24 protein-coding genes and 1 pseudogene are annotated in these 22,059 nt (G+C 72.3%); 9 read left to right on the plus strand and 16 right to left on the minus strand.

What is annotated here, in order from left to right:
* Both D0D15_RS27665 and D0D15_RS27670 read left to right on the plus strand, forming a co-directional pair.
* Positions 1-274: toxin-antitoxin system HicB family antitoxin (locus D0D15_RS27665; protein WP_115944861.1), on the plus strand; the 274-nt coding region annotated here is incomplete at its 5' end.
* Between the two features lie 2 nt (positions 275-276).
* On the plus strand, positions 277-1,173 hold the full coding sequence (locus tag D0D15_RS27670; RefSeq protein ID WP_094005870.1) for a DUF4097 family beta strand repeat-containing protein: 897 nt from the start codon (positions 277-279) through the stop codon (positions 1,171-1,173).
* A gap of 188 nt (positions 1,174-1,361) precedes the next feature.
* Here D0D15_RS27670 and D0D15_RS27675 read toward each other — a convergent pair whose 3' ends face one another.
* Positions 1,362-2,579, minus strand: a complete 1,218-nt coding sequence (locus D0D15_RS27675; protein WP_162830673.1) for a winged helix-turn-helix domain-containing protein — start codon at positions 2,577-2,579, stop codon at positions 1,362-1,364.
* 39 nt (positions 2,580-2,618) lie between these two features.
* On the opposite strand from D0D15_RS27675, the gene D0D15_RS27680 reads away from it, so the two are divergent.
* Both D0D15_RS27680 and D0D15_RS37935 read left to right on the plus strand, forming a co-directional pair.
* The gene (locus tag D0D15_RS27680; RefSeq protein WP_094005869.1) at positions 2,619-3,179 is read left to right on the plus strand and encodes a GNAT family N-acetyltransferase; all 561 of its coding nucleotides are present in this window, start codon (positions 2,619-2,621) and stop codon (positions 3,177-3,179) included.
* A gap of 105 nt (positions 3,180-3,284) precedes the next feature.
* A pseudogene (locus D0D15_RS37935) lies at positions 3,285-3,485 on the plus strand (hypothetical protein); the annotation flags it as partial.
* Positions 3,486-3,518: 33 nt separating this feature from the next.
* On the opposite strand, the gene D0D15_RS27690 reads toward D0D15_RS37935, so the two are convergent.
* Positions 3,519-4,787 (minus strand): glycosyltransferase family 87 protein, encoded by a 1,269-nt coding sequence (locus D0D15_RS27690; protein ID WP_244214991.1) that lies wholly within the window; start codon positions 4,785-4,787, stop codon positions 3,519-3,521.
* 123 nt (positions 4,788-4,910) lie between these two features.
* Positions 4,911-5,393, minus strand: coding sequence for a GtrA family protein (locus tag D0D15_RS27695; RefSeq protein WP_233157293.1), 483 nt, complete (start codon positions 5,391-5,393; stop codon positions 4,911-4,913).
* Positions 5,394-5,577: 184 nt separating this feature from the next.
* Here D0D15_RS27695 and D0D15_RS27700 point away from each other — a divergent pair, with 184 nt between their 5' ends.
* Positions 5,578-6,099 (plus strand): YqaA family protein, encoded by a 522-nt coding sequence (locus D0D15_RS27700; RefSeq protein WP_094005866.1) that lies wholly within the window; start codon positions 5,578-5,580, stop codon positions 6,097-6,099.
* Positions 6,100-6,113: 14 nt separating this feature from the next.
* Positions 6,114-7,061 carry an aldo/keto reductase gene (locus D0D15_RS27705; protein ID WP_094005865.1) on the plus strand — a complete coding sequence of 316 codons (948 nt, stop codon included), beginning with the start codon at positions 6,114-6,116 and terminating at the stop codon, positions 7,059-7,061.
* On the opposite strand, the gene D0D15_RS36100 is transcribed toward D0D15_RS27705, so the two are convergent.
* From D0D15_RS36100 to D0D15_RS27770, 13 genes are all read right to left on the minus strand, one after another.
* On the minus strand, positions 7,046-7,318 hold the full coding sequence (locus D0D15_RS36100) for a hypothetical protein (RefSeq protein ID WP_158224437.1): 273 nt from the start codon (positions 7,316-7,318) through the stop codon (positions 7,046-7,048). The genes D0D15_RS27705 and D0D15_RS36100 overlap by 16 nt on opposite strands.
* Before the next feature lie 358 nt (positions 7,319-7,676).
* The gene (locus tag D0D15_RS27715; protein WP_094005863.1) at positions 7,677-8,129 is read right to left on the minus strand and encodes a tetratricopeptide repeat protein; all 453 of its coding nucleotides are present in this window, start codon (positions 8,127-8,129) and stop codon (positions 7,677-7,679) included.
* On the minus strand, positions 8,126-8,893 hold the full coding sequence (dapB, locus tag D0D15_RS27720) for a 4-hydroxy-tetrahydrodipicolinate reductase (RefSeq protein WP_115944864.1): 768 nt from the start codon (positions 8,891-8,893) through the stop codon (positions 8,126-8,128). Before dapB ends, D0D15_RS27715 begins: the two co-directional genes overlap by 4 nt.
* Complete coding sequence (locus D0D15_RS27725; protein ID WP_094005861.1) at positions 8,890-10,254, minus strand: M16 family metallopeptidase; 1,365 nt, start codon at positions 10,252-10,254, stop codon at positions 8,890-8,892. Before D0D15_RS27725 ends, dapB begins: the two co-directional genes overlap by 4 nt.
* An 83-nt stretch (positions 10,255-10,337) precedes the next feature.
* Entirely contained in the window at positions 10,338-12,590 is a 2,253-nt protein-coding gene (locus D0D15_RS27730) for a polyribonucleotide nucleotidyltransferase (protein WP_094005860.1), read from the minus strand.
* A gap of 217 nt (positions 12,591-12,807) precedes the next feature.
* The gene (gene rpsO, locus D0D15_RS27735; RefSeq protein WP_017981770.1) at positions 12,808-13,077 is read right to left on the minus strand and encodes a 30S ribosomal protein S15; all 270 of its coding nucleotides are present in this window, start codon (positions 13,075-13,077) and stop codon (positions 12,808-12,810) included.
* 114 nt (positions 13,078-13,191) lie between these two features.
* Positions 13,192-13,695, minus strand: coding sequence for an RNA 2',3'-cyclic phosphodiesterase (gene thpR / locus D0D15_RS27740; RefSeq protein WP_115944865.1), 504 nt, complete (start codon positions 13,693-13,695; stop codon positions 13,192-13,194).
* Positions 13,696-13,698: 3 nt separating this feature from the next.
* Entirely contained in the window at positions 13,699-14,178 is a 480-nt protein-coding gene (locus D0D15_RS27745; RefSeq protein ID WP_094005858.1) for a helix-turn-helix domain-containing protein, read from the minus strand.
* A gap of 117 nt (positions 14,179-14,295) precedes the next feature.
* A complete protein-coding gene (locus D0D15_RS27750) occupies positions 14,296-15,258 on the minus strand; it encodes a bifunctional riboflavin kinase/FAD synthetase (protein WP_115944866.1) in 963 nt (320 codons plus the stop codon).
* 64 nt (positions 15,259-15,322) lie between these two features.
* Positions 15,323-16,234, minus strand: a complete 912-nt coding sequence (gene truB / locus D0D15_RS27755) for a tRNA pseudouridine(55) synthase TruB (protein WP_094005856.1) — start codon at positions 16,232-16,234, stop codon at positions 15,323-15,325.
* Between the two features lie 24 nt (positions 16,235-16,258).
* Positions 16,259-17,569 (minus strand): MFS transporter, encoded by a 1,311-nt coding sequence (locus tag D0D15_RS27760; protein WP_115944867.1) that lies wholly within the window; start codon positions 17,567-17,569, stop codon positions 16,259-16,261.
* A 258-nt stretch (positions 17,570-17,827) separates the two neighbouring features.
* Positions 17,828-19,150, minus strand: coding sequence for an MATE family efflux transporter (locus D0D15_RS27765; protein ID WP_162830674.1), 1,323 nt, complete (start codon positions 19,148-19,150; stop codon positions 17,828-17,830).
* Positions 19,151-19,402: 252 nt separating this feature from the next.
* Positions 19,403-20,404 carry a DHH family phosphoesterase gene (locus tag D0D15_RS27770; protein ID WP_094005854.1) on the minus strand — a complete coding sequence of 334 codons (1,002 nt, stop codon included), beginning with the start codon at positions 20,402-20,404 and terminating at the stop codon, positions 19,403-19,405.
* Between the two features lie 24 nt (positions 20,405-20,428).
* Between D0D15_RS27770 and D0D15_RS27775 the strand changes: the two genes are divergently transcribed.
* The 3 genes from D0D15_RS27775 (at position 20,429) to D0D15_RS27785 (ending at position 22,057) form a co-directional block, all read left to right on the plus strand.
* On the plus strand, positions 20,429-21,463 hold the full coding sequence (locus tag D0D15_RS27775; protein WP_094005853.1) for a TRM11 family SAM-dependent methyltransferase: 1,035 nt from the start codon (positions 20,429-20,431) through the stop codon (positions 21,461-21,463).
* Between the two features lie 71 nt (positions 21,464-21,534).
* Positions 21,535-21,711 (plus strand): ribbon-helix-helix domain-containing protein, encoded by a 177-nt coding sequence (locus D0D15_RS27780; protein WP_094005852.1) that lies wholly within the window; start codon positions 21,535-21,537, stop codon positions 21,709-21,711.
* Between the two features lies 1 nt (position 21,712).
* Positions 21,713-22,057 (plus strand): VOC family protein, encoded by a 345-nt coding sequence (locus D0D15_RS27785; RefSeq protein WP_094005851.1) that lies wholly within the window; start codon positions 21,713-21,715, stop codon positions 22,055-22,057.
* Positions 22,058-22,059: the final 2 nt, after the last annotated feature.

Below are 22,059 nucleotides of genomic sequence, written 5' to 3' on the forward strand. Positions count from 1 at the left end.
GGCCTGTTCCTTGAGCTTCTCCACCAGGCGCAACGTCATCCGGGAGATGTCGCCGCCCCTGGTGGAGGGCGGCGACATCTCCCGGATGACGTTGCGCCTGGTGGAGAAGCTCAAGGAACAGGCCGAGCACGCCGCCTCGTCGCAGGGCGTCTCGCTGAACACGTTCATCTCGCAGGCCGTGCAGGGCGCGCTGCACGGTTCGCAGGCGTTCCACGCCGAGAAGCAGGCCGGCTCGCAGTCCGAGTCGCACCTGCACGGCTGGGTGAAGGGATAGTCATGACCGATCCGGAGCTCGTGCGCACGCAGACGTTCCCCCTGCCGGGGCCGCTGGAGCTGGACATCGCCGTCACGCTGGGCAGGGTCGAGGTGAAGCTGGACGCCGAGGAACCCGAGGCGACGGTGGAGATCCGGCACGACCCGGACGCGGAACAGCCGTGGACGCAAGGGATTTCCAGCCTGCTGAGCTGGGTGAGCGAGCGGTTCGGCGACCAGCTGGGCACCGACCTCAACGGCACCCCCGCGGACGCCGTGCAGCAGACGCGGCTGGAGCAGACCGGCAACCGGCTGACCGTGCACGCACCGAAGGCGTTGCCGCTGCGGAACATCCCGCTCGCGGTCACGGTGATCGCGCCGGCCGGCTCGGCGGTGGAGGTGCGGGCCGGCTCGGCGAACGTGACGGTGAGCGGGTCCGCCGGGCGGGTGGACGTGTCCACCGGGGCGGGTGAGATCAGGCTGGACCGGTCCGAGGGCGCGGCGACGGTGCGCAGCGGCTCCGGCGCGATCCGGCTGGGGCCGACGCTGGCGGGGCTGCACCTGCGCACCGGCAGCGGTGACGTGGAGGTGGCGTCGCTGTCCGGGTCGGCGACGCTGGCCACCGGCACCGCCGACGTGTGGCTGGGCACCGTGTCCGGCTCGGTGCTGGCCCGCAGCGGCAGCGGTGACCTGTCGGTCGCCGAGGCGGCGAGCGGGAACCTGGAGCTGGTGACCGGCTCCGGCGACATCCGCATCGGCGTCCGCCCGGGGGTCGCCGCGGAGGTCGACCTCACCGCGAGCGCGGGCAAGGTGTCCAGCGAGCTGGACGTGGCGCTGAACCGGCCCGACGGCGAGATCCCGCTGAACGTGCGGGCACGCACCGGCTCCGGCACGGCGATGATCACCCGCGCGGCGCAGTAGACCACCGGAGAAGGCGGCCCGCGGGCCGCCGTGGGGGTGGAGGGGTGGTGTGGCATGGGGGCGTGTCACACCACCCCGTTTGCGTGTGGACTGAGCGGGTGGCGTGTCCAGGGCGTGCAGCACCGATCACCTCGGCGAAGCCGGCGGATGGCCGGGGTGATCTCGTCATGCTGCTGCTCGATCCCCTCTCACGCCCGCCGCAACACCGGCGCCAGATCACCCCGCTCCCCCACCACGAAACCGTTCAGCCCCAGCCACGACGCCATCAGCCGCAGCTCCTCCGCCAGCTCGGCCGCCACCCGCGGCACGTCGGCTCCCGGTTCGGCGAACGCGCCCGGCACCCGCAGCACCCCGGCCTCCCGATCGGCCTTCAGATCGACCCGCGCGACCAGCTCGCCGTCGAGCAGGAACGGGAAGACGTAGTAGCCGTACACCCGCTTGGGCTCGGGCACGTAGATCTCGATGCGGTACCGGAACCCGAACAGCCGCTCGGTGCGGGCCCGCTCCCAGATCAGCGGGTCGAACGGGCACAGCAGCGCCCGGCCCACCACCTTCCGCGGCATCCGCGCCCCGGCCAGCCGGTAGGTCGGCCCGCGCCAGCCGCGCACCTCGACCTGCTCCAGCACCCCCTCCTCGACCAGCCCGGCCACCGCCTGGCGGCTCGTCTCCGGGCCCAGCCGGTAGTAGTCCCGCAGGTCCGGCTCCGTCGCCACCCCCAGCGCCGTCGCCGCGCGGGAGATCAGCTCGCGCGCTCCCTGCTCGGGCGAGACCCGCCGCGCCAGGATCTCGGCCGGCACCACGCGCTCGGTCAGGTCGTACAGCCGCTCGAACCCGCGCCGCGTGCCGGTGGTCAGCTGGCCCAGCCCGAACAGCAGCTCGCAGATCTTCTTGACCTCGGACCGCTCCCACCACGACCCGGGCCGGCGCGTCGACTCGCCCTCCAGCTCGCGCTCGATACCGCCCGCCCCGATCGGGCCGAGCTCCTTCACCACCGCCAGCACGTCCTCCACCAGGGACGGCGACCGGTCGGCGAGGCGCTGGTAGTGGCGCCACCACCCGGGCCGCTTGGCCCCGGACCGCAGCAGCGGCCAGTCCTCGACCGGGATGAGGCTGGCCTCGTGCGCCCACGTCTCGACCAGCATCCGCGGCTTGCGGCTGCTGTGCGTCCAGGCGGCGTCGTCGATCAGCGCCGGGTCGTAGGCGCCCAGCCGCGCGAACAGGGGCGCGTAGTGCGCCCGCACCGCGACGTTCACCGAGTCCAGCTGGATCAGCTGCAACCGCGACAGCACGCGCTTCAGGTGCCGCCGGGTCGGCTCGGTACCGGGCCGCGGGTCGGCGAAGCCCTGGGCCGCCAGCGCCGCCCGCCGGGCGGCCGCCACACTCATCGTCTCCATCGTGGTGCTCATGGTGCCAGCACCCACCGACAAAACCGGTAGGTTCCCGGCATGAGCACCGTGTCGGTCCGCGAAGCCGTCGAAGCCGACGCCGCGGAGATCGCCCGGATCCAGCGCGTCACCTGGCGGACGGCCTACCAGGGCGTCCTCAGCGAGCAGGCCCTCGCCGAGCTCGGCTCCCCCGGCATCGAGGCGCGCTGGGCGGAGGCGATCGGCCACCCCGGCTCGCGGATCCACCTCGCCGTCGAAGGCGGGTTCACGGTCGGGTTCTGCGTCGCCGGCCCCGCGCCGCGCGAGGACGTGGCCGACGCCGCGGGGAACGTGCCCGCCGACGCCGACCGCACCGGCTTGATCGGGACGCTGCTGGTGGAGCCGCGCTGGTCCCGGCGCGGCCACGGCGGCCGCCTGCTGGACGCGGCCGCCGCCGGGCTGCGCGAGCTGGGCGCGGGCCGCGGCATCACCTGGGCCGCGGAGTCCGACGCCGCCACCCTCGGCTTCTACCGCCGCGCCGGCTGGCACCCCGATGGCACCGTCCGCACCCTCGACACCGGCGAGCGCCGCCTGCGCGAACTCCGCCTCACCGGAGCGCTGGACATCCAGCTCGTCGAGTAGGTCACCAGACCGTCGCCGGCCACGCGGCGACGCCGGCCGGCCGGCGCCACCCCGGTCAGCGGCGGCCGGACCAGCCCGAGCACGCCGAGGATCTCCACCGCGCCGATGCCCGCACCACCCAGATCGGGACGGTGCCGGCCCAGCCCGTCATCGGCGCCAGCTGCTCCGGCTCTGCGCGATCTTCGTCCCGCCCGCGAACACCCCAGCGGCGCGGCCGCGATCCAGCAGGCGATCTTCACTGCGACGTGCGGATCCGGGACGCGCTTCACCGAGCTGCAGCAGCGCATCCCGGGCGTGTCCCAGCGGATGCTGTCGCCGACGCTGCGGAATCTCGGACGCTCAGGCCTCGTCGCCGGCGCGGGCCGGCGTGAACGCCGGCTTCGTCAGCTCCCGGCTCAGCTCGAAGTCCAGGTCCGTGGACGGCGCGGGCTTGCCCCGCCCGCGGAACCACAGCACCGACATCACGACCAGGAACACCACGGCCACGATCTGGTAGCTGCTGCCCGCGACCTGCTGCGCGAAGCTCCAGTTCTCCCACTCCAGCGGCACCCAGTAGTGCGGCGCGAGCCACATGATCACCACGGCGCCCCAGCCGGACACGATGAGCCACTTGTTGTTCCGCTGCACGCCCATCACGAGCACCAGCGCCGCGGTCGGCAGGGCCAGGATCCAGTGGTGCGACCAGGAGATCGGCGAGATCAGCAGCACACCGGCGGCGTTGACGCCCAGCGCCAGCGCGAGGTTGTCGTCCCGCAACGCGCGGGCGGTGCCCAGGAACGTCATCACGACGACCACGAGCACCCCGAGCCCGCCGACCACCGACAGCGTGGTGCCGGTCAGGTGGAACTTCTCGAACGTCGCGGTGATCGACTCGTTCGCGTGGATCGGGCCGATGTTCATGCCGGTGGCGTGGAAGACGCGGTCGGTCCAGTACGTCCACGAGTCGCCGGGCATCAGCACGAACGCGATCGCCGTCATCACCAGGAAGCTGACGAACGCGGTGACCACCGCGCGGAAGTCCTTGCGCAGCAGGAAGATCAGGCAGAACCCGGCCGGGGTGAGCTTGACCGCCGCCGCGATGCCGATCAGCGCGCCCCGTGGCCAGCGCGGGTTCGGCCACAGGATGTCGACCGCGACGAGCATCATCAGCAGGACGTTGATCTGGCCCCAAAAGATCGTGTTCGCGACCGGGTGCGCGACCACCATCACGATCGCGGCCGCCACGACCATCCACGTCTTGTTCAGCAGCCCGCGCAGCTCCGGCGAGGAGTTGCGGTAGGCCAGGATGATCGGGAACAGCGCCAGGCAGGTCGCGCCGGTCAGCAGCGGGTAGCCGATCGGCGGCGGGATGATCGCCAGCGGGGTGAACAGCACCGCGGAGAACGGCGGGTAGGTGTAGGGCAGCGCGCCGCCGATGCTCGAGACCGGCAGTTCCGTGTAGATCGAGTGGCCCTTGAGGAACGTGTCCGCGCCCAGCCGGTAGATGTCGACGTCGGTGGGCCACTTCCGGATGCCCTGCGCGTAGTAGGCGAGCGCGGCGAACAGGCCCACGGCCAGCAGGAGTTCCAAGCCCAGGCGTACCCGCTCGGCGGTACTGCCGTACCTCATCGTGTCGATGACAGCTTTCACTCGTTCTCCCAGTCCCGGCCACGCGTGATCTCACGGAACAGACGCCGCAGCGCCTATCTTCGTTGTCGGCGTGATCGATGTTACGAGCGGGTCCCCCTTGTGCTAACCGCGGCGGCGGTCGATGAACACGATCCAGCGAAGGACGCTGTAGAGGAACACCGCCTCGCACGCGCCGGCGACGAGGCGCGCCAGGTGGTACTGCACGCCCAGCGCGGCCAGGCCGGCCCCGGCGCCGAGGATGAACGCGAAGTAGTTGACCGCCACCGCGACGGCGTAGCGCACGGCCTGGCGCCCGACCGGGGCGTGCGAGCGGAAGTTGAACACGCGGTTGAGCACGAAGCTCAGGGCGAAGGCGCACACGTAGGCGACCGTGATCGCGACCGGCAGCGGCAGCCCGGCCACGCCGTGCCCCAGGGTGAGCAGCAGCAGGTCGACGCCGAAGGTGAACCCGTTGATCAGCGCGAAACCCACGAAACTGGGCGGGACCAGCGTGTTCAGCCCCAGCGGGAGGTAGCGGACGACCGTCGCGCAGAGCGAGGCGAACCTTTCCACGGGCGAGCGCGTCACCCGGATGTCCTGTGGCACGGCGCCACGGTGGCAGAACCGGGTGACGGGAAGGTGAGCAGCCGGTAGTCGGAAAGCGGCGGAAAGTGTCCCCGACCCCACGGAGATCACACTCCGGGCTGATATCTTCTTGTGACCCCGTCCGTGTGATCCTCCGCTCTCCGCGGAGGCCTCGCCCGCCCCGAAGCCCCGTCAGGAGGCGCGGATGTTCGCCTGGTTCTGGGTGACGCTCGGCGTTGCCTTCGGGTCGGCGATCGTGCCCGTGATCAGCGTCGAGGTGTTCGTGCTGGGGCTCGTGGCCAGCGAGCCGGGGCTGCACTGGCTGCTGATCGGCGCGGCCGTCTCGATCGGCCAGATCGCCGGCAAGCTGTTCTACTACCTGGCTGCGCGCGGGTCGATCAGGCTGCCGCGGTTCCTGCACGACCGCCTGCACCGGGTGCGCCCGCCCAGCCGCCGCCGCGACCGGTGGCACCGGCGGACCAAGTGGCTGCGCGGCAAGGTCGAGGCGCTGCGCGAGCGCTGCCACCGGCACCCGCACTGGATGACGGGCACCTACGGGGTCAGTTCGCTGATCGGCCTGCCGCCCTTCATGGCGACGACGGTGCTGGCCGGTCTGGCCGACATGCGGATGTCGACGTTCCTCACGGCCGGCCTGGCCGGGCGGTTCATCCGGTACAGCGCGCTGGCCGCGTGCCCGGCCGTGTTCGCCGGCTGGTTCCACCACTGAGCAGGGCAGGCACCATGAGATACCGGTTGTTCGGGCGCACCGGCCTGCGGGTCGCGGAGATGTTCCTCGGCGCGATGGCGCTGCAGGAGCCGGACGAGGCGCGGCGCGTGATCAAGGCCTACGCCGCGGCCGGGGGCAACGTGATCGACACGGCGTCGGCGTACGCGGAGAGCGAGAGCGTCCTCGGCGAGGTGCTCACCGACCGGGACCGCTTCGTGCTGGCGACCAAGTACACGCTCCCGCGCGACCCGCACGACCCGAACTCCGGGGGCAGCCACCGCAAGAACCTGATCGCTTCGCTGGAGCGCAGCCTGCGGCGCCTGCGCACGGACTACGTCGACATCCTGTGGGTGCACACGTGGGACCCGCACACGCCGGTGGCCGAGACGCTGCGCGCGCTCGACGACCTGGTCCGGGCCGGGAAGGTCCGCTACCTCGGGGTGTCCGACACGCCGGCGTGGGTCGTCAGCCGGGCGGACGTGCTGGCGGAGTGGCGCGGGTGGACGCCGTTCGCGGGCGTGCAGGTGCCCTACAGCCTGCTGAACCGCGACATCGAACGGGATGTGCTGCCGATGGCCGAGCAGCTGGGGCTGAGCGTTGCCGCGTGGGGCGTGCTGGAGCACGGCGCGCTGACGGGTTCGGGCCGGGTCGCTTCGCCGTCGGCGAGCCAGCAGCGGGTGGCCGCGGCGGTGCGCGCGGTGGCGGACGAGCTGGGGGTGACGCCGGCCCAGGTGGCGATCGCGTGGTCGCGGGCGCGGTCGGCCGTGGTGCACCCGCTGATCGGGTTCCGGACGGCGGACCGGGTCGCGGAGAGCGTGGCCGCGCTGGACGTGACGCTGCCACCGGAGGCGGTCGCGCGGCTGGAGGCCGCGGCCCCGTTCGAGCCGGGACCGTTCGCGGAGTTCGTCAGCCGGTCGGCGGACGCCCTCGGCGAGGTGACAGGCCGTCAGCGGCGGGAGTGACCCAGTTCGGCGATGGCGGCCACGGTCCAGTGCGCCGGCTTCGGCGCCTCGTCCGGTGGCAGGCCCAGGATCCACGCCAGCACCGAGGAGGCCTCGGCGCGGCTGCGAAGTTCGACGGGCACCTGATAGCGCTCGGCTTCAGCCGCCCCGACGCCGCGGCGCTCGTCGAGGAGGCCCGGACCGGCTTCGGGATGGGACCGGCAGACGCGGACCCCGGGGCGCTGCTCGTGCGGCAGGAGCCGGGTCCTGCCGGGCACCGGTGAGGCACTCGCTCACGCTGATGAACGGCTCCGGCAGCCACGCCGAGGGCCACCCCTCCCGCGCGGCGCGCGGAACGGACAGATAACCCGCGACCAGGAGTTCCTCATCCACCCGAGCAGTGTCGCAGCCGGGGGTGGCCGGCACGATGCACACCGTGGACGTCGTCGCCCAGTGGGTACGGACCTGGTGGACCACGGAATTCCGCGAGGGCGGCACGGTGCTCCGGACGACGCACCACCTGGACGAGGCCGACACCTGCGATCGTCGACCACGGCACGGTGGCCGTCGCCGGGGTCGGCTGCCGCCCGGTGGTCGTGGCGGCTGCTCTTCCGCAACCATCGGCAATCCGCGTGCTCATCGGGCGGACTCGCGCGCCTCCAGGTCCAGTGCCTTGCGCATCGTGGCGCGGGCGCGGCGCCGGTCGCCCGCGATGTCGTACGCGTGCGCCAGCCGGTACCAGTACCGCCAGTCCTCGGGGTGCTGCTCCAGCTCCGCCCGGCGCTCCTCGAACCACGCGTCCGCCGCGGCGCGGTCCACCCGGCCCGACGGGCGGCGCGGCAGGTCCGCCACGTCCGGCAGCCCGCCCTCGGACTCCAGCCGCCGCGCCAGGCGCTGGATCCGCGTCCCGGACCGCCAGGTCGCGATCACCATCCACAACCCGAGCAGCGGCAGCACCAGCACACCCACACCGAGCGCGATCCCCACCCCGGTGCCGGTCGCGATCAGCTCCACGCCCCGCGCCCCGAGCAGCACCAGGTAGACCACCAGCGCGGCGGTCAGCACCAGGGCGACGTTGCGGGTCCTCACAGGTCGAGCACGTTCTCGAGACCGACGGTCAGGCCCGGACGGCCCAGCACCTCCCGCACCCCGAGCAGCACGCCCGGCATGAACGAGGTCCGGTCCATCGAGTCGTGCCGGATGGTGAGCGTCTCACCCTCCTGGCCGAACAGGATCTCCTCGTGCGCGACCAGCCCGGGCAGCCGCACCGAGTGCACGTGCACGTCCTCCACCCGCGCGCCCCGGGCGCCGTCCAGCTCGCTCGTCGTCGCGTCCGCGCCCGGCTTCAGCCCGGCCTCGCGGCGGGCCTGCGAGATCAGCCGCGCGGTGTGCGCCGCGGTGCCGGACGGGGCGTCGGCCTTGCGGTTGTGGTGCAGCTCGATGACCTCGACCGATTCGTAGAACCGGGCCGCCTGCTGCGCGAACCGCATCGCGAGCACCGCGCCGAGCGCGAAGTTCGGCGCGATCAGCACCCCGACCTCCGGCTTGCCCGCCAGCCACGACCGGACCGACTCCAGCCGCTCCTCGGTGAACCCGGTGGTGCCCACCACGGCGTGCAGCCCGTGGGCGACGGCGAACTCCAGGTTGCCCATCACCGCGTCCGGGTGGGTGAAGTCGACGACCACCTCCGCGCCGGCGACGATCACCGCGCTCAGGTCGTCGCCCGCGTCCACGGTCGCCACGACCGTCATGTCGGGCGCGCCGCCGACGGCCTTGACCACCTGCGCCCCCATCCGTCCCTGGGCGCCCAGCACGCCGACCCGGATCGGGTTGTCCTCGCCGCGGGGGTTCATTTCGCGATCACCTCGTGCAGATCTTCCGGTAGGTCCTGCTCGGCAGCGTACGGCCCGACCACCGCGGCGGCGGTGACCCCTCCCGGCGTCCCGAACAGGGTGCGGGCCAGCTCACACACCTCCTCGGTGGTCACCGCGGCGATGCGCGCCACCGACTCGTCGACCGTGAGGTGCACGCCGTAGTTGAGCTCCTGCTTGCCGATGCGCGACATCCGCGACGCGGTGTCCTCCAGGCCCAGCACGATCCCGCCGCGCAGCTGCCCCTTGGCGCGCGCCACCTCGGCGTCGGTGAACCCGTCCTTGCCGACCTGCCCGAGCACGTCCCGCAGCACCGCCGACACCTCGCCCAGCCGCTCCGGCTGGCACCCGGCGTAGACGGAGAAATGGCCGGTGTCGGCGTAGGTCGCCACCGACGAGTACACCTGGTAGGCCAGGCCGCGCTGCTCGCGCACCTCCTGGAACAGCCGTGAGCTCATCCCGCCGCCGAGCGCGGCGTTGAGCACCGACAGCGCGTACCGGCGCTCGTCGTGCCGCGACAGGGCCTTCATGCCGAGCATGACGTGCGCCTGCTCGGTGTCGTCGCTGTGCAGCACCAGCCGCCGGTCCGCGGCCACCCGCGCCCGGCCCGTCCGCGGCGGCACCGGTGTGTCCGAACCGGACAGACGGCCGCGCAACGCCTTGCGCGCCAGGCGGAGCACCTGCGCGTGCTCGACGTTGCCCGCCACCGCGAGCACCATCTTCGGCAGCGTGTAGCGGCGCCGGTAGAACCCGCGCAGCCCGCTCGCCGACATCCCGGTGATCGACTCCGTCGTGCCCAGCACCGGTCGCCCCAGCGGGTGCGAGCCCAGCACGGTGGTGACGAACGTGTCGTGCAGCAGGTCCTCGGGATCGTCGTCGCGCATGGCGATCTCCTCGAGCACCACGCTGCGTTCGGTGTCCACATCGGACTCCGCGCAGAGCGCCTCGAACACCACGTCGGTGACCAGGTCCATCGCCAGCGGCAGGTCCTCGTCGAGCACCTGCGCGTAGTAGCAGGTGTGCTCCTTGGCGGTGAACGCGTTCAGCTCACCGCCGACCGCGTCGATCTCCTCGGCGATCTGCTTCGCCGACCGGTTGGTGGTGCCCTTGAACAGCAGGTGCTCCAGGTAGTGCGCCGCGCCGGCGACCTTCGGCGGCTCGTCCCGCGAGCCGACCCCGACCCACAGTCCCACCGTCGCCGACCGCACCCCCGGCACGTGCTCGGTGACCACCCGCAGCCCGCCCGGCAGCACCGTGCGTTTGACGACCTGGCCGTTCGCCCCGGTCTCGAGCGTGCGGGTGGTGCCCGCGGCCTGCTCGTGCCCGGCAATCTGTCGCGCCATGGAATCCCAACATCCGTGGCGGGAACACGGAAAACGGCCCGCCCCGCCCGGGGACGGGCCGTTTCCCGGCTACCGCTCCAGTCCTACTTGGCGTCGGCCTCGGCGCCCTCGGCGGGAGCGTCCTCGGCCTTCTTCTCGCCCTCTTCCTCGTCCTTGACGAGAACCAGGCTGATCTTGCCGCGGTTGTCGATGTCGGCGATCTCGACGCGGAGCTTGTCGCCCACGTTGACCACGTCCTCGACCTTGGCGATGCGCTTGCCGTTGCCCAGCTTCGAGATGTGGATCAGGCCGTCCTTGCCCGGCAGCAGCGAGACGAACGCGCCGAACGCGGCCGTCTTCACCACGGTGCCCAGGAAGCGCTCGCCCACCTTCGGCAGCTGCGGGTTCGCGATGGCGTTGATCTTGCTGATCGCGGCCTCCGCGGACGGGCCGTCGGCCGCACCCACGTAGATCGTGCCGTCGTCCTCGATCGAGATGTCGGCGCCGGTCTCCTCGGTGATCGAGTTGATCATCTTGCCCTTCGGCCCGATGACCTCGCCGATCTTGTCGACCGGGATCTTCACGCTCGTGACGCGCGGGGCGTACGGGCTCATCTCGTCCGGGGTGTCGATGGCCTCGGCCAGCACCTCGAGGATGGTCAGCCGGGCGTCCTTGGCCTGGTTCAGCGCACCAGCCAGGACGTCGGAGGGGATGCCGTCGAGCTTGGTGTCCAGCTGCAGCGCGGTGATGAAGTCCCGGGTGCCGGCGACCTTGAAGTCCATGTCACCGAAGGCGTCCTCGGCGCCGAGGATGTCGGTCAGCGCGACGTACCGCGTCTCGCCGTCGACCTCGTCGGACACCAGGCCCATCGCGATGCCCGCGACCGGCGCCTTGAGCGGCACGCCGGCGTTGAGCAGCGACATCGTGGACGCGCAGACCGAGCCCATCGAGGTGGACCCGTTGGAGCCCAGCGCCTCCGACACCTGCCGGATGGCGTAGGGGAACTCGTCCCGCTTCGGCAGCACCGGCACCAGCGCGCGCTCGGCCAGCATGCCGTGGCCGATCTCGCGCCGCTTGGGCGAGCCCACGCGGCCGGTCTCGCCGGTGGAGAACGGCGGGAAGTTGTAGTGGTGCAGGTACCGCTTCGTCGTCTCCGGCGACAGCGAGTCGATCTGCTGCTCCATGCGCAGCATGTTCAGCGTGGTGACACCCAGGATCTGGGTCTCGCCGCGCTCGAACAGCGCCGAACCGTGCGCCCGCGGGATGATCGCGACCTCGGCCGCCAGCTGGCGGATGTCGGTCAGGCCGCGACCGTCGATGCGGACCTCGTCGCGCAGGATGCGCTGACGGATCAGCTTCTTGGTCAGCGAGCGGAACGCGGCGCCGATCTCCTTGTCACGGCCCTCGAACGCCTCGCCCTCGCCGAGGCCGACCTTGGCCAGCACCGCGGCCTTGACCTCGTCGGTGGCGTTCTCGCGCTCCTGCTTGCCGGCGATGGTCAGCGCCTTGGCCAGGTCCTCCGTCGCGATCGCGGCGACCGCGTCGTAGGCGTCGGGCTGGTAGGCCGGGAACACCGGGAAGTCACCGGTCGGCTTGGCGGCCGCGTCGGCGAGCTTCTGCTGCGCCTCGCACAGCACCCGGATGAACGGCTTGGCGGCGGCCAGACCCTCGGCCACGGCCTGCTCGGTCGGCGCCGGGGCGCCCCCCGCGATCAGGTCGAGCGTGTTCTCGGTGCCCTCGGCCTCGACCATCATGATCGCGACGTCGTCACCCACGACACGGCCGGCGACGACCATGTTGAAGGTCGCCTGCTCCAGCTGCGTCCAGGTCGGGAACGCCACCCACTGGCCCTCGATCAGGGCGACGCGCACGCCGCCGATCGGGCCGGAGAACGGCAGGCCGCCGATCTGGGTCGAGGCCGACGCGGCGTTGATCGCCAGCACGTCGTAGGGGTCCTCGGGGTGCAGGCTCTGCACCGTGACGACGATCTGGATCTCGTTGCGCAGGCCGTCGGCGAACGACGGGCGCAGCGGCCGGTCGATCAGGCGGCAGGTCAGGATCGCGTCGGTGGAGGGACGGCCCTCGCGGCGGAAGAACGCGCCCGGGATCCGGCCCGCGGCGTACATCCGCTCCTCGACGTCCACCGTCAGCGGGAAGAAGTCGAAGTGCTCCTTCGGCTGCTTGGAGGCGGTGGTCGCCGACAGCAGCATGGTCTCTTCGTCCAGGTAGGCCACGACGGCGCCGGCGGCCTGCCGGGCGAGCCTGCCCGTCTCGAAGCGGATCGTGCGAGTTCCGAACCTGCCGTTGTCGATGACGGCCTCGGCCTCGTGCACGACGGGTCCGCTTGCTTCGGTCATGTGTAATTGACTCCTCGTTCGTTCGGGCAGCAGTGCGCCCCGCCCGTGCGGGGCGTCGTCCGAGGAACGAGCCGGTCTTCGATCGAAGCCAACGGGACTCTCCCGTAAGCCACTACCGAGGACCGGCGTCCTTGCCCTCGAGCGCCTGCCCTTCCTCTTTCTTTCCTCGTTATGGACCGAGGGGGAGCGACCGTGGTCACTCCCCCTGTCGATCACGTCATCGGCGCAAGCCGAGTCGCTGGATCAGCGACCGGTAGCGTTCGATGTCCACCTTCATCACGTAGTTGAGCAGCCGGCGACGACGGCCGACCAGCAGCAACAGGCCGCGACGGGAGTGGTGGTCGTGCTTGTGCACCTTGAGATGCTCGGTGAGACCGATGATCCGCTTGGTGAGCAGCGCGACCTGGGCCTCCGGGGACCCGGTGTCGGACTCGTGCAGACCGTACTCGGTCAGAATCGACTTCTTCTCGTCGGTGGACAGCGCCACTGAGTTCTCTCCTCTGTGTTGTTCTGTGCCGTGAGGCCCGCTGAACGCGGGTAGTCGGTCGCGGCCGCCACGGACTGCAGCCGGACCCGGTGGTTCAGCGTATCAGGGTGTGCCCTACCTGGCCTGCTGGGACAGCGGGAACCGCTCGACCACCGCATACCGGACACCCTCGGCGGTCCGCTGCGACCGCATGAGCACCGCCTCCGCGGCCGTCCACATCCGGCTGCGGTAGCCGGACAGCCGCCGCGCCAGCTCCGGCGGCACCCGCTCGCGCGTGCGCGCCAGCGTCAGGTGCGGCAGGTAGGGGCGGCCCTCGTCACCGGCTCCGGCGGCGAGGCCGAGTTCGGTGATCCCCTCGCCGTACACCCCGAGGTAGAGGACCCGGGTGAACGTGCCCGCACCTTCCAACCAGATCCGCGGCGCCGGCATTCCCGCCAGCCGCGGGCGCAGCCACCCGGCCCGCTCCGCGGGGTCCTCCTCGCCGTAGAAACCCAGGGTGACGTGCCAGTTGTCCGGTGAGCTCCAGCGCACCCCGTCCAGCTCCGGCAGGCCGCCGATCACGCCGACCAGGGTCGCCACCACGTCGGCGGGCGGCAGGACCGCCGAGAACAGCACCACGGCTCAGCCCTGCTGCCCGGCGCGGCGGAGCAGGTCGGCCAGGGCCGGGAACTCGTCGTCGAGCCGCTTGGCCGCCTCGATCAGGTCCTCGTCCTCGGCGATGTCCCGCAGCGCGGACAGCACCGCCCGCTCCTCGGACAGCGCGTTGACCGGGAAGGTGTCGCGGCCGACCGTGGGCCGCGCGTCGCGCACGTCCTCCAGCGCGGCCATCAGGGCGTCCTTGTGACCGGCGGCGACCTCGGGGATGAGGCACTTGCGTTCGAGCATGATCATCCGCGCGAGCACCACCGGGTTGCCGATCTTGGCGCGACGGCCGCTCATCACCTGGCTCAGCATCGGAGCGCTGATGCCCAGCACGTCGGCCAGGTAGGCCTGCGAGACGTCGAAGGCGACCACGAGACGGCGCACCCGGTCCCCCAGCGGCTCGCCGTACCACTCCCGCTGGAGGGCGATGTTCCGCTGGACGATCTTGTGGTCATCCACGTGCTGTGCTCCCTGCTCTCCCCAAACAGCCCTGGCCCGCGCCGAGCCCATCTTGCCAGGTGGGATCGGGCGCGCGGGGCGGAATCACCCGACGATTCGCATTCGCACTCGTCGCGGTCAGCCGTCCAGGCCGAGGATCGCCCGGGTGCGGCGCACGTCGTCGCCGATCTGCTCGACGAGGTCGTGGACGCTGGCGAACTTCACCATGTCGCGCAGGCGGCCGACGAAGTCCAGTGCCACGTGCTGGCCGTAGAAGTCCTCGTCCACGTCCAGGACGAACGCCTCCACGGTGCGCTCGCGGCCGGAGAACGTCGGGTTGGTGCCGACCGACACGGCCGCGGGCAGCAGCCGGCCGGGCTGGTTGTCGCGGACGAACCAGCAGGCGTAGACGCCGTCGGCGGGCACCGCGGCGTACCGCGGCGTGGACAGGTTGGCCGTCGGGTAGCCCAGGTCGTGGCCCCGGCCGTCGCCGCGCACCACGATGCCCTCCAGCCGGTGCGGCCGGCCGAGCGCGTCGGCGGCGACGACCACGTCACCGGCGTCGATGCACGACCGGACGTAGGTCGAGGAGAAGGTGATCTCCGCGTACTCGCCGTCGGGCATGCTGCCGCCCTGCAGCTCGGCGCCGTAGGTGGCGAACCCGAACCGGCGGCCCAGCTCCTTGAGCAGGGCCACGTCACCGGCGGCCTTGTGCCCGAACGTGAAGTTCTCCCCCACCACGACGGCGGCCGCGTGCAGCCGGTCGACCAGCACCTCGTGCACGAACTCGTGCGCGGTCAGCCGGGACAGCTCCGCGGTGAACGGCAGCACGCACAGCACGTCGATGCCGAGCTGCTCGACCAGCTCCGCCTTGCGGCGCAGCGTGGTCAGCTGGGCGGGATGGCTCCCGGGCCGGATGACCTCGGACGGGTGCGGGTCGAACGTCAGCATCACGCTGGGCAGGTTGCGGGTCTTGGCCACCTCGACCGTCCGGGCGATCAGCGCCTGGTGCCCGCGGTGCACCCCGTCGAACACGCCGATCGTGACCACACACCGTCCCCAGCCCCCGGGGAGATCAGCAAGCCCTCGCCACCTCTGCACGCCTGAAGGGTACTGCCGCGCGAAGCGCGACCGTTGAGGGTGGTGGTGGGGAAGCGGCTGGCCTCTAAGCCGGAGCCAGGACGACCACCGAGCGGGCCACGCCGCCGGCATCGACGGCGAGAGCGAGCGCGTGGCCGTCCGGGTCGAACACCCCGTAGGTGCCCTCGATCCCGGAGGCGCGCACCTGCTGTCCATATCGGACGGCCCGGGCGGTCGCCGCGTCGACCTCGTAGCGGGGGAACGCCGCGGCCACGGCTTGGTCCAGGTCGAACGACAGCTCCGGCTTCTCCTCCAGCTGCTCCAATGTGCGCGCGGCGGCGATGCCGAACGGGCCGACCGTGGTGCGGCGCAGCGCGGCGAGGTGACCGCCCACCCCGAGCGCCTCCCCGAGGTCGCGGGCCAGCGCCCGCACGTAGGTGCCCGACGAGCACTCGACGACCGCGTCCAGCTCGATGCGATCGGCCACGCGGCGGGTGGCGAGCAGGTCGAAGCGGTAGACGGTGACCGGCCGCGGCTTCAGCGCAACCTCCTCACCGGCCCGCACGCGCGCGTACGCCCGCTTGCCGGCGATCTTCACGGCGCTCACCGCGCTCGGGACCTGCTGGATCTCCCCGGTCAGCGCGGCGATCCCGGACGCGATCGCCGCGTCGGTGACGGCGGCCAGCGCGTCCGGATCGGCCGTGGAGAGGTGCTCGCCCTCGGCGTCGTCGGTGGTGGTCGACACGCCGAGGGCCAGCGTGGCGAGGTAGGTCTTGCGGTCCAGCGCGAGGTGGCCCAGCAGCTTGGTCGCCCGTTCGATGCCCAGCACCAGCACGCCGGTCGCCATCGGGTCGAGCGTGCCGGCGTGCCCGACCTTGCGGGTGCCCATGATCCGGCGCACCCGCGCCACCACGTCGTGGGACGTCATGCCCGGCGGTTTGTCCACCACGAGCAGGCCGGGCGGGGGCGCGGGGCGTCGAGTCTTCGGCTGGGACACGGCTGGACACCTTACGGGGCGCCGTTATGCGGGTTGCGGGACCTTCCTCGCCGGGGCGTCCCACACGTGGCGGCGCACCTGCACCGGCACGTGCTCGCCCCGCTCCTGCGCGGCGAACAGCTCGGCGCGGGCGCGCAGCCACCACACCAGCATGCGGAACGTGCCCAGCGCCAGCAGCGCGACGACCACCAGCAGCGCGACCCGGAACTGGCCGCCGGTCAGCTGCAACAGCACACCGACCACCAGCGCGGTGATCGTCGTGGCGACGAACCCGCCGACGTTGACCACGCCGGTCGCGGTGCCCACGCGGGACAGCGGGTTGTAGTCGCGGGCCAGCGCGAACCCGATCATCGAGGCCGGGCCGCCCAGCGACAGGAAGGCGAACGCGGGCACCAGCACGCCGACCGGGATCTGGCCGGGCCAGCTCAGCAGCACGGCCCACACCACCGCGGCGCCGGCGAGGTAGCCGAGCACCAGCGGCATCCGCGCGCCGGGGCGGGCGGAAATGATGCTGCCGACCAGCGGGCCGCCGATCATCGAGCCGAACACGAACACGGTCAGCAGGGCGCTGGCGGTCGCGGCCGGGCGGCCCTGGCCCTGCACCAGGAACGGCACGCCCCACAGCAGGGTCAGCACGTTCGGGGCGAACATCGTGGAGAAGTGCACCCAGAAACCGAGGCGGGTGCCCGGGACGCGCCAGGCCGTGCGGACCTGGCGGGCCAGCTCGCGGGCGTGGACCGGGCCGGCCTTGGGGGTGGCGCCGGCCGGGGTGTCGCGGACGCGGCCGGCGACGACGGCGGAGTAGATCGCGGTGACCAGGCCGGCGGCGAGGAACGTCGGGGTCCAGCCGGGTCCGGCGAGCAGCAGGGTGAGCGGGACGGTCGCGGCGAGGTTGCCGAGGAAGCCGATCGCGGTGGTGAAGCTGGTGACGACGGCGTACTGGCGGCCCGGGAAGTGCGCGGCGATCAGGCGCAGCACGCTGACGAACGTGAGCGCGTCACCGAAGCCGAGCACCCCGCGCGCGAGCAGGCCCAGCGCGTAGGTGTCCGCGACGGCGACGAGGATCTGGCCCAGGCCGAGGAAGAGCAGCGCGGCGGTGAGCACCTTGCGCGGCCCGAAGCGGTCGACGAGGACGCCGGTGGGAATCTGCATGGCGGCGTAGACGCCGACCTGCAGGACGGTGAACGTGGAGAGCGCGGCGGCGCCGACCCCGAACCGGTCGGCGGCTTCCAGCCCGGCGACCCCGAACGAGGTGCGGTGGAAGACGGAGAGGAGGTAGACGATGGCGGCGGTGAACCAGATGAGCCACGACCGGCGGCTGGCCCTGCCGGTCACGGGTGCCTGCTGCGGCGGCACGAAGGATTCCTCCCGGAATGGATAGGCGACGATTCGGCACGGGGACGCCCGCATCGCCGTCCCGATAGTTGTATCGCCTATGCAAGGCTGAAACTTACCTGTTACCGAAGTGTTTTCAGCCACATGGCCGAGCGGGGTCCACCCGTTCGGCAGACGGGGCTCCTATCTGGCGGCAGCGGTTTCGAGCCGGGCATCGAATCCGCCCGATCGCATGGCACCCACGCCGCGCGGAGGGCGTCAGCGGACGGCGCCGATGACCGTCCACCGGTCGGAGCGCCAGCGGGCCACCACCGCGGCCAGGCGCAGCACCATGAACAGCGACAGCCCGGTCCAGATGCCGGTCAGCCCCCAGCCGAAGCCGAGCGAGGCCCAGATCAGCGGCAGGAACCCGAGCGCCGCGCTGACGAGCGTCGCGGTGCGCAGGAACGCCGCGTCGCCCGCGCCGAGGAGCACTCCGTCCAGCGCGAACACCACCCCGGCGATCGGCTGCAGCGCCACGAAGAACCACCACGCGTGCGGCACCTCGCCCAGCACGCCGGCGTCGGAGGTGAACGCGTGCGGCAGGACCTGCGACACCGCGGCGAACACCACGCCGAGCACGCAGCCCATGATCAGCCCGTAGCGCGTGATCTGCCCGGCCACCCCGCGCGCCTGCCGCGCCGAGCCCGCCCCCAGCGCCGCCCCGACGAGCGACTGCGCCGCGATCGCGACCGAGTCCAGGACCAGGGACAGGAACGTCCACAGCTGCAGCACGATCTGGTGCGCGCCCACGGCCGCGGTCGAGGTGCGGGCGGCGACCGCGGCGGCGGAGACGAAGCACGCCTGGAAGGCGAGGCTGCGCAGCACGAGGTCCCGCCCGAGGCCGAGCTGCGCGCGCATCACCTTCGGATGCGGCCGGAGCGGCACCTTCTCGGCGGCGAGGGCCCGCAGGAACAGCCCGGCGCTGATCACCTGGGCGACGACGTTGGCGACGGCCGAGCCTTCCAGTCCCCAGTCCGCGACGTAGACGAGCAGCGGGCAGAGGACCGCGGAGATCCCGTTGCCGGCCAGGACGTACCGCAGCGGGCGGGCCGCGTCCTGGACTCCGCGCATCCAGCCGTTGCCGGCCATGGTGATCAGGATCAGGGGCGCCCCGAACAACGCGATGCGCAGCCAGGACACCGCCGCCGCGGCGACCTCGTCACTGCCGGACAGCACACGCGCGACCGGCCCGGCGAGCAGCTGCCCCGCGGCGAGCACGACGAGCCCGACGATGATCGCGAGCCAGGTGGCCTGGACGCCCTCGCTGACCGCCTCCGCCCGGCGGCCGGCGCCGTGCAGGCGGGCGGTGCGGGAGGTGGTGCCGTAGGACAGGAACGTCAGCTGGGTGGAAACCTGGGCGAGCACGACGCCGCCGACGGCAAGCCCGGCGAGCGGAAGCGCCCCCAGATGCCCGACGACGGCCGTGTCGACGAGAACGTACAACGGCTCGGCGGCGAGCACCCCGAGCGCCGGGACGGCCAGCCCCAGGACACGCCGGGCCGGCACCTTCTCGCCGGCGGACTCCACGGTTTCGGACACGCTCGCAGGTTAACCGGGGGGTCCGACAAGATCAGCTCCCCGGCGGCGGCGAGCGCTCCGGCGCGGGCTCCAGCGTGGCGTGCGCCGGCAGAATTCCCTCGGGGTCTGCGCCGGACAGCCCCGACAGCCCCCGGCGCGGCGCCCGCCAGGCACCACACGCGGCACCCCGCCGGGACCACGCCAGGCCACCAACCCAGTCCCAGCGCAACGCGCATCTCACAGCCACCACGGCTGCGAGGCCCCGGCAACCGGTCAGCTCAGCAGCGGTGCCTCCGCCAGCGCGCGCCGCACCAGTGCCAGTCCCTCCTCCGCCGTGCCGTGGATCGTGCAGCCGGCCGCCAGCCGGTGCCCGCCGCCGCCCAGGCTGCGCGCCGCCTGGGACACGTCGATCTTCCCGATCGCCCGGAACGACACCGACCACTCCCCCGGCGCCTGCTCCTTCAGCACCACCGCGACCTCGGCCTCGCGCGTCGAGCGGATCACGTCCACCACGCCCTCGACCTCCTCCAGCCGCACCGTAGCGGCCACGTCCGCGGTCACCACCGCGTGCACGAGCCCGAAGCCCTGCGCCGCCTCCGGTTCCAGCCGCGCGGTCGCCAGCACGGCGGACAGCATCGGCAGCCACGCGAACGGGTGGTCGTCGATGATTTCGCGCGCGAGCCGGTCCGGGTCGACCCCGGCCTCCAGCAACCGGGCCGCCGCGTGGTGGGTCGACGGCCGGGCCCGCCGGAAGCCGCCGGTGTCGGTCACCAGCCCCGCGTACAGGCAGCGCGCGATCGGCTCGTCCAGCGCCACCCCCATCTCGTCCAGCAGCGCCAGCACCAGCACCGCGGTCGCCTCGGCCGTGTCGTCGACCAGGTGCACCGAGCCGTAACGCAGGTTCGACGCGTGGTGGTCGACCACGAGCACCTCGCCGCCGGCCGCGCGCGTCGCGTCCACCCGGCCGGCCAGCGAACCCAGCCGCGCCGGGCTCGGCGTGTCCAGGCACACCAGCAGCCCGGCCGACGGCGGCACCTCGGCGGCCGGCACGACCAGGTTGTCGGCGTCGAGGCCGCGCAGGCTCTCCGGCACCTCGGCGGGCTCGGCGAAGGACACGCGGACCGTCGCGCCCCGCAGGTAGAGCGCCCGGCCGAGGGCCAGCGCGCTGCCGAGCGCGTCGGCGTCCGGGCGGACGTGGGCCAGCAGGGTGACGTCGTTCGCTTGCCGCAGCAGCCCTGCGGCGCGCGGGAAGTCGAGCGGGGCGGAGGTGCTCATGCGGGCAAGCTACGCTTTTTCCCGATGTTCGACTACGGGATCCTCCTCTACCCCGGCGCCAACCGCGTCTACGCCGACGCCTCCGCCGGTCTGCTGCGGGCCGAACTGACCGTGTTCGGCGAGGCCCTGCGCACACCGCCGGCCGAGATCGGCGAGCGCCGGATCGGCGGCGTCACCTACGTCACGTTCGCCACCGCGGAGCCGCTGTCCGAAGAGGACATCGCGCTGCTGTCGAACCTCTCGTCGCTGTACGCGCTGTTCGAGTTCAGCGGCGACCTGCTGCGCCCGCTGGAGATCACGCCGCTGGACCGGTTCGACTCGGACCTGCTCACGATCCAGAAGTACCCGGGCAAGACCAACGAGCTGTTCACCAAGCTGCTGCTCAACGTCACGCTGCTGTCCCGGTCCCGGCCCGCCGAGTTCCTGGACCGCCCGCTGCACGTGGTGGACCCGTTGTGCGGCCGCGGCACCACGTTGAACCAGGCGATGATGTACGGCCTGGACGCGACCGGGCTGGACGTCGACAAGAAGGATTTCGAGGCCTACGAACGGTTCATCAAGACCTGGCTGCGGCAGAAGCGCGTCAAGCACAACGCCGACTCCGGCCCGCTGCGGCGGCACAAGCACCGGCTCGGCCAGCGCCTGGAGATCTCCTACGCGCTGGACAAGGAACGCTGGAAGGCCGGCGACGCGCGGCACGTCACGTTCTTCAACGCCGACACCCTGACCACCGACGAGCTGCTCAAGGCCGGCTCGGCCGACGTCGTGGTCGCCGACGCACCCTACGGCGTCCAGCACGGCAGCCACCAGCCCGACGAGCTCACGCGGAGCCCGCGCGACCTGCTGGCGGCCGCCGTGCCGGTGTGGGCGCGGGTGCTCAAGCCGGGCGGCGCGCTGGGCCTGAGCTGGAACACGCACGTCGCCAAGCGCGAGGAGATCGCGTCGATCCTCGACCGCGCCGGGCTGGAGGTTCGCGCCGGCGGGCCGTGGGAGGAGTTCGCGCACCGGGTCGACCAGGCGATCCTGCGGGACCTGATCGTCGCCCGGAAGCCCACCTGACCTCACTGACACCCACGCTCCCGGGACAACGGAGCCTTCCGCCTAGCTTGCTAGCATGCTAGCCTCGGTTCGTGGGAGACGAGGAAGTCAAGCAGTTCAACGTCTACCTGCCGGTCGGCCTGATCAAGCAGGTCAAGCACCGTGCCATCGAGTCGGGATCGTCGCTGTCGGCGCTGGTCGCCGACGCGTTGCGGGCCTACCTCGCCGACCCATCCGACGAACAACCCAACGCGCGGAAGGGGCGCTGACATGGCCACCGACGGGATCGAGGCGGTGTTCCTGGAAACCCGCAACTGGGGCAGGGCTGCGCAGTTCTTCCAGTCCTTGGGGTTCACACTCGACTTCGAAACCGACCACAACTCGGGACGGCTCCGCAACGGCGACGGCCCGTACGTCTTCATCGCCGAGGTGCCCGAGGACCGCACGCCGCAGACCCGGATCGTGCTGGCGGTTCCCGACGCGGACGCGTTCGAGCCCGGCCCGGGCGTCGAGGTCGTCACCCCGTTCGAGGAAACCCATTACGGCACGCGGGAGGCGACCGTGCGCGACCCGGACGGGCGGCTCTGGTCGCTGCAGGCGCCGGCCGGGAAGTGACG

Origin of the sequence: Amycolatopsis thermalba (genome assembly GCF_003385215.1) — a bacterium.
Taxonomy (GTDB): Bacteria; Actinomycetota; Actinomycetes; order Mycobacteriales; family Pseudonocardiaceae; genus Amycolatopsis_E; species Amycolatopsis_E thermalba.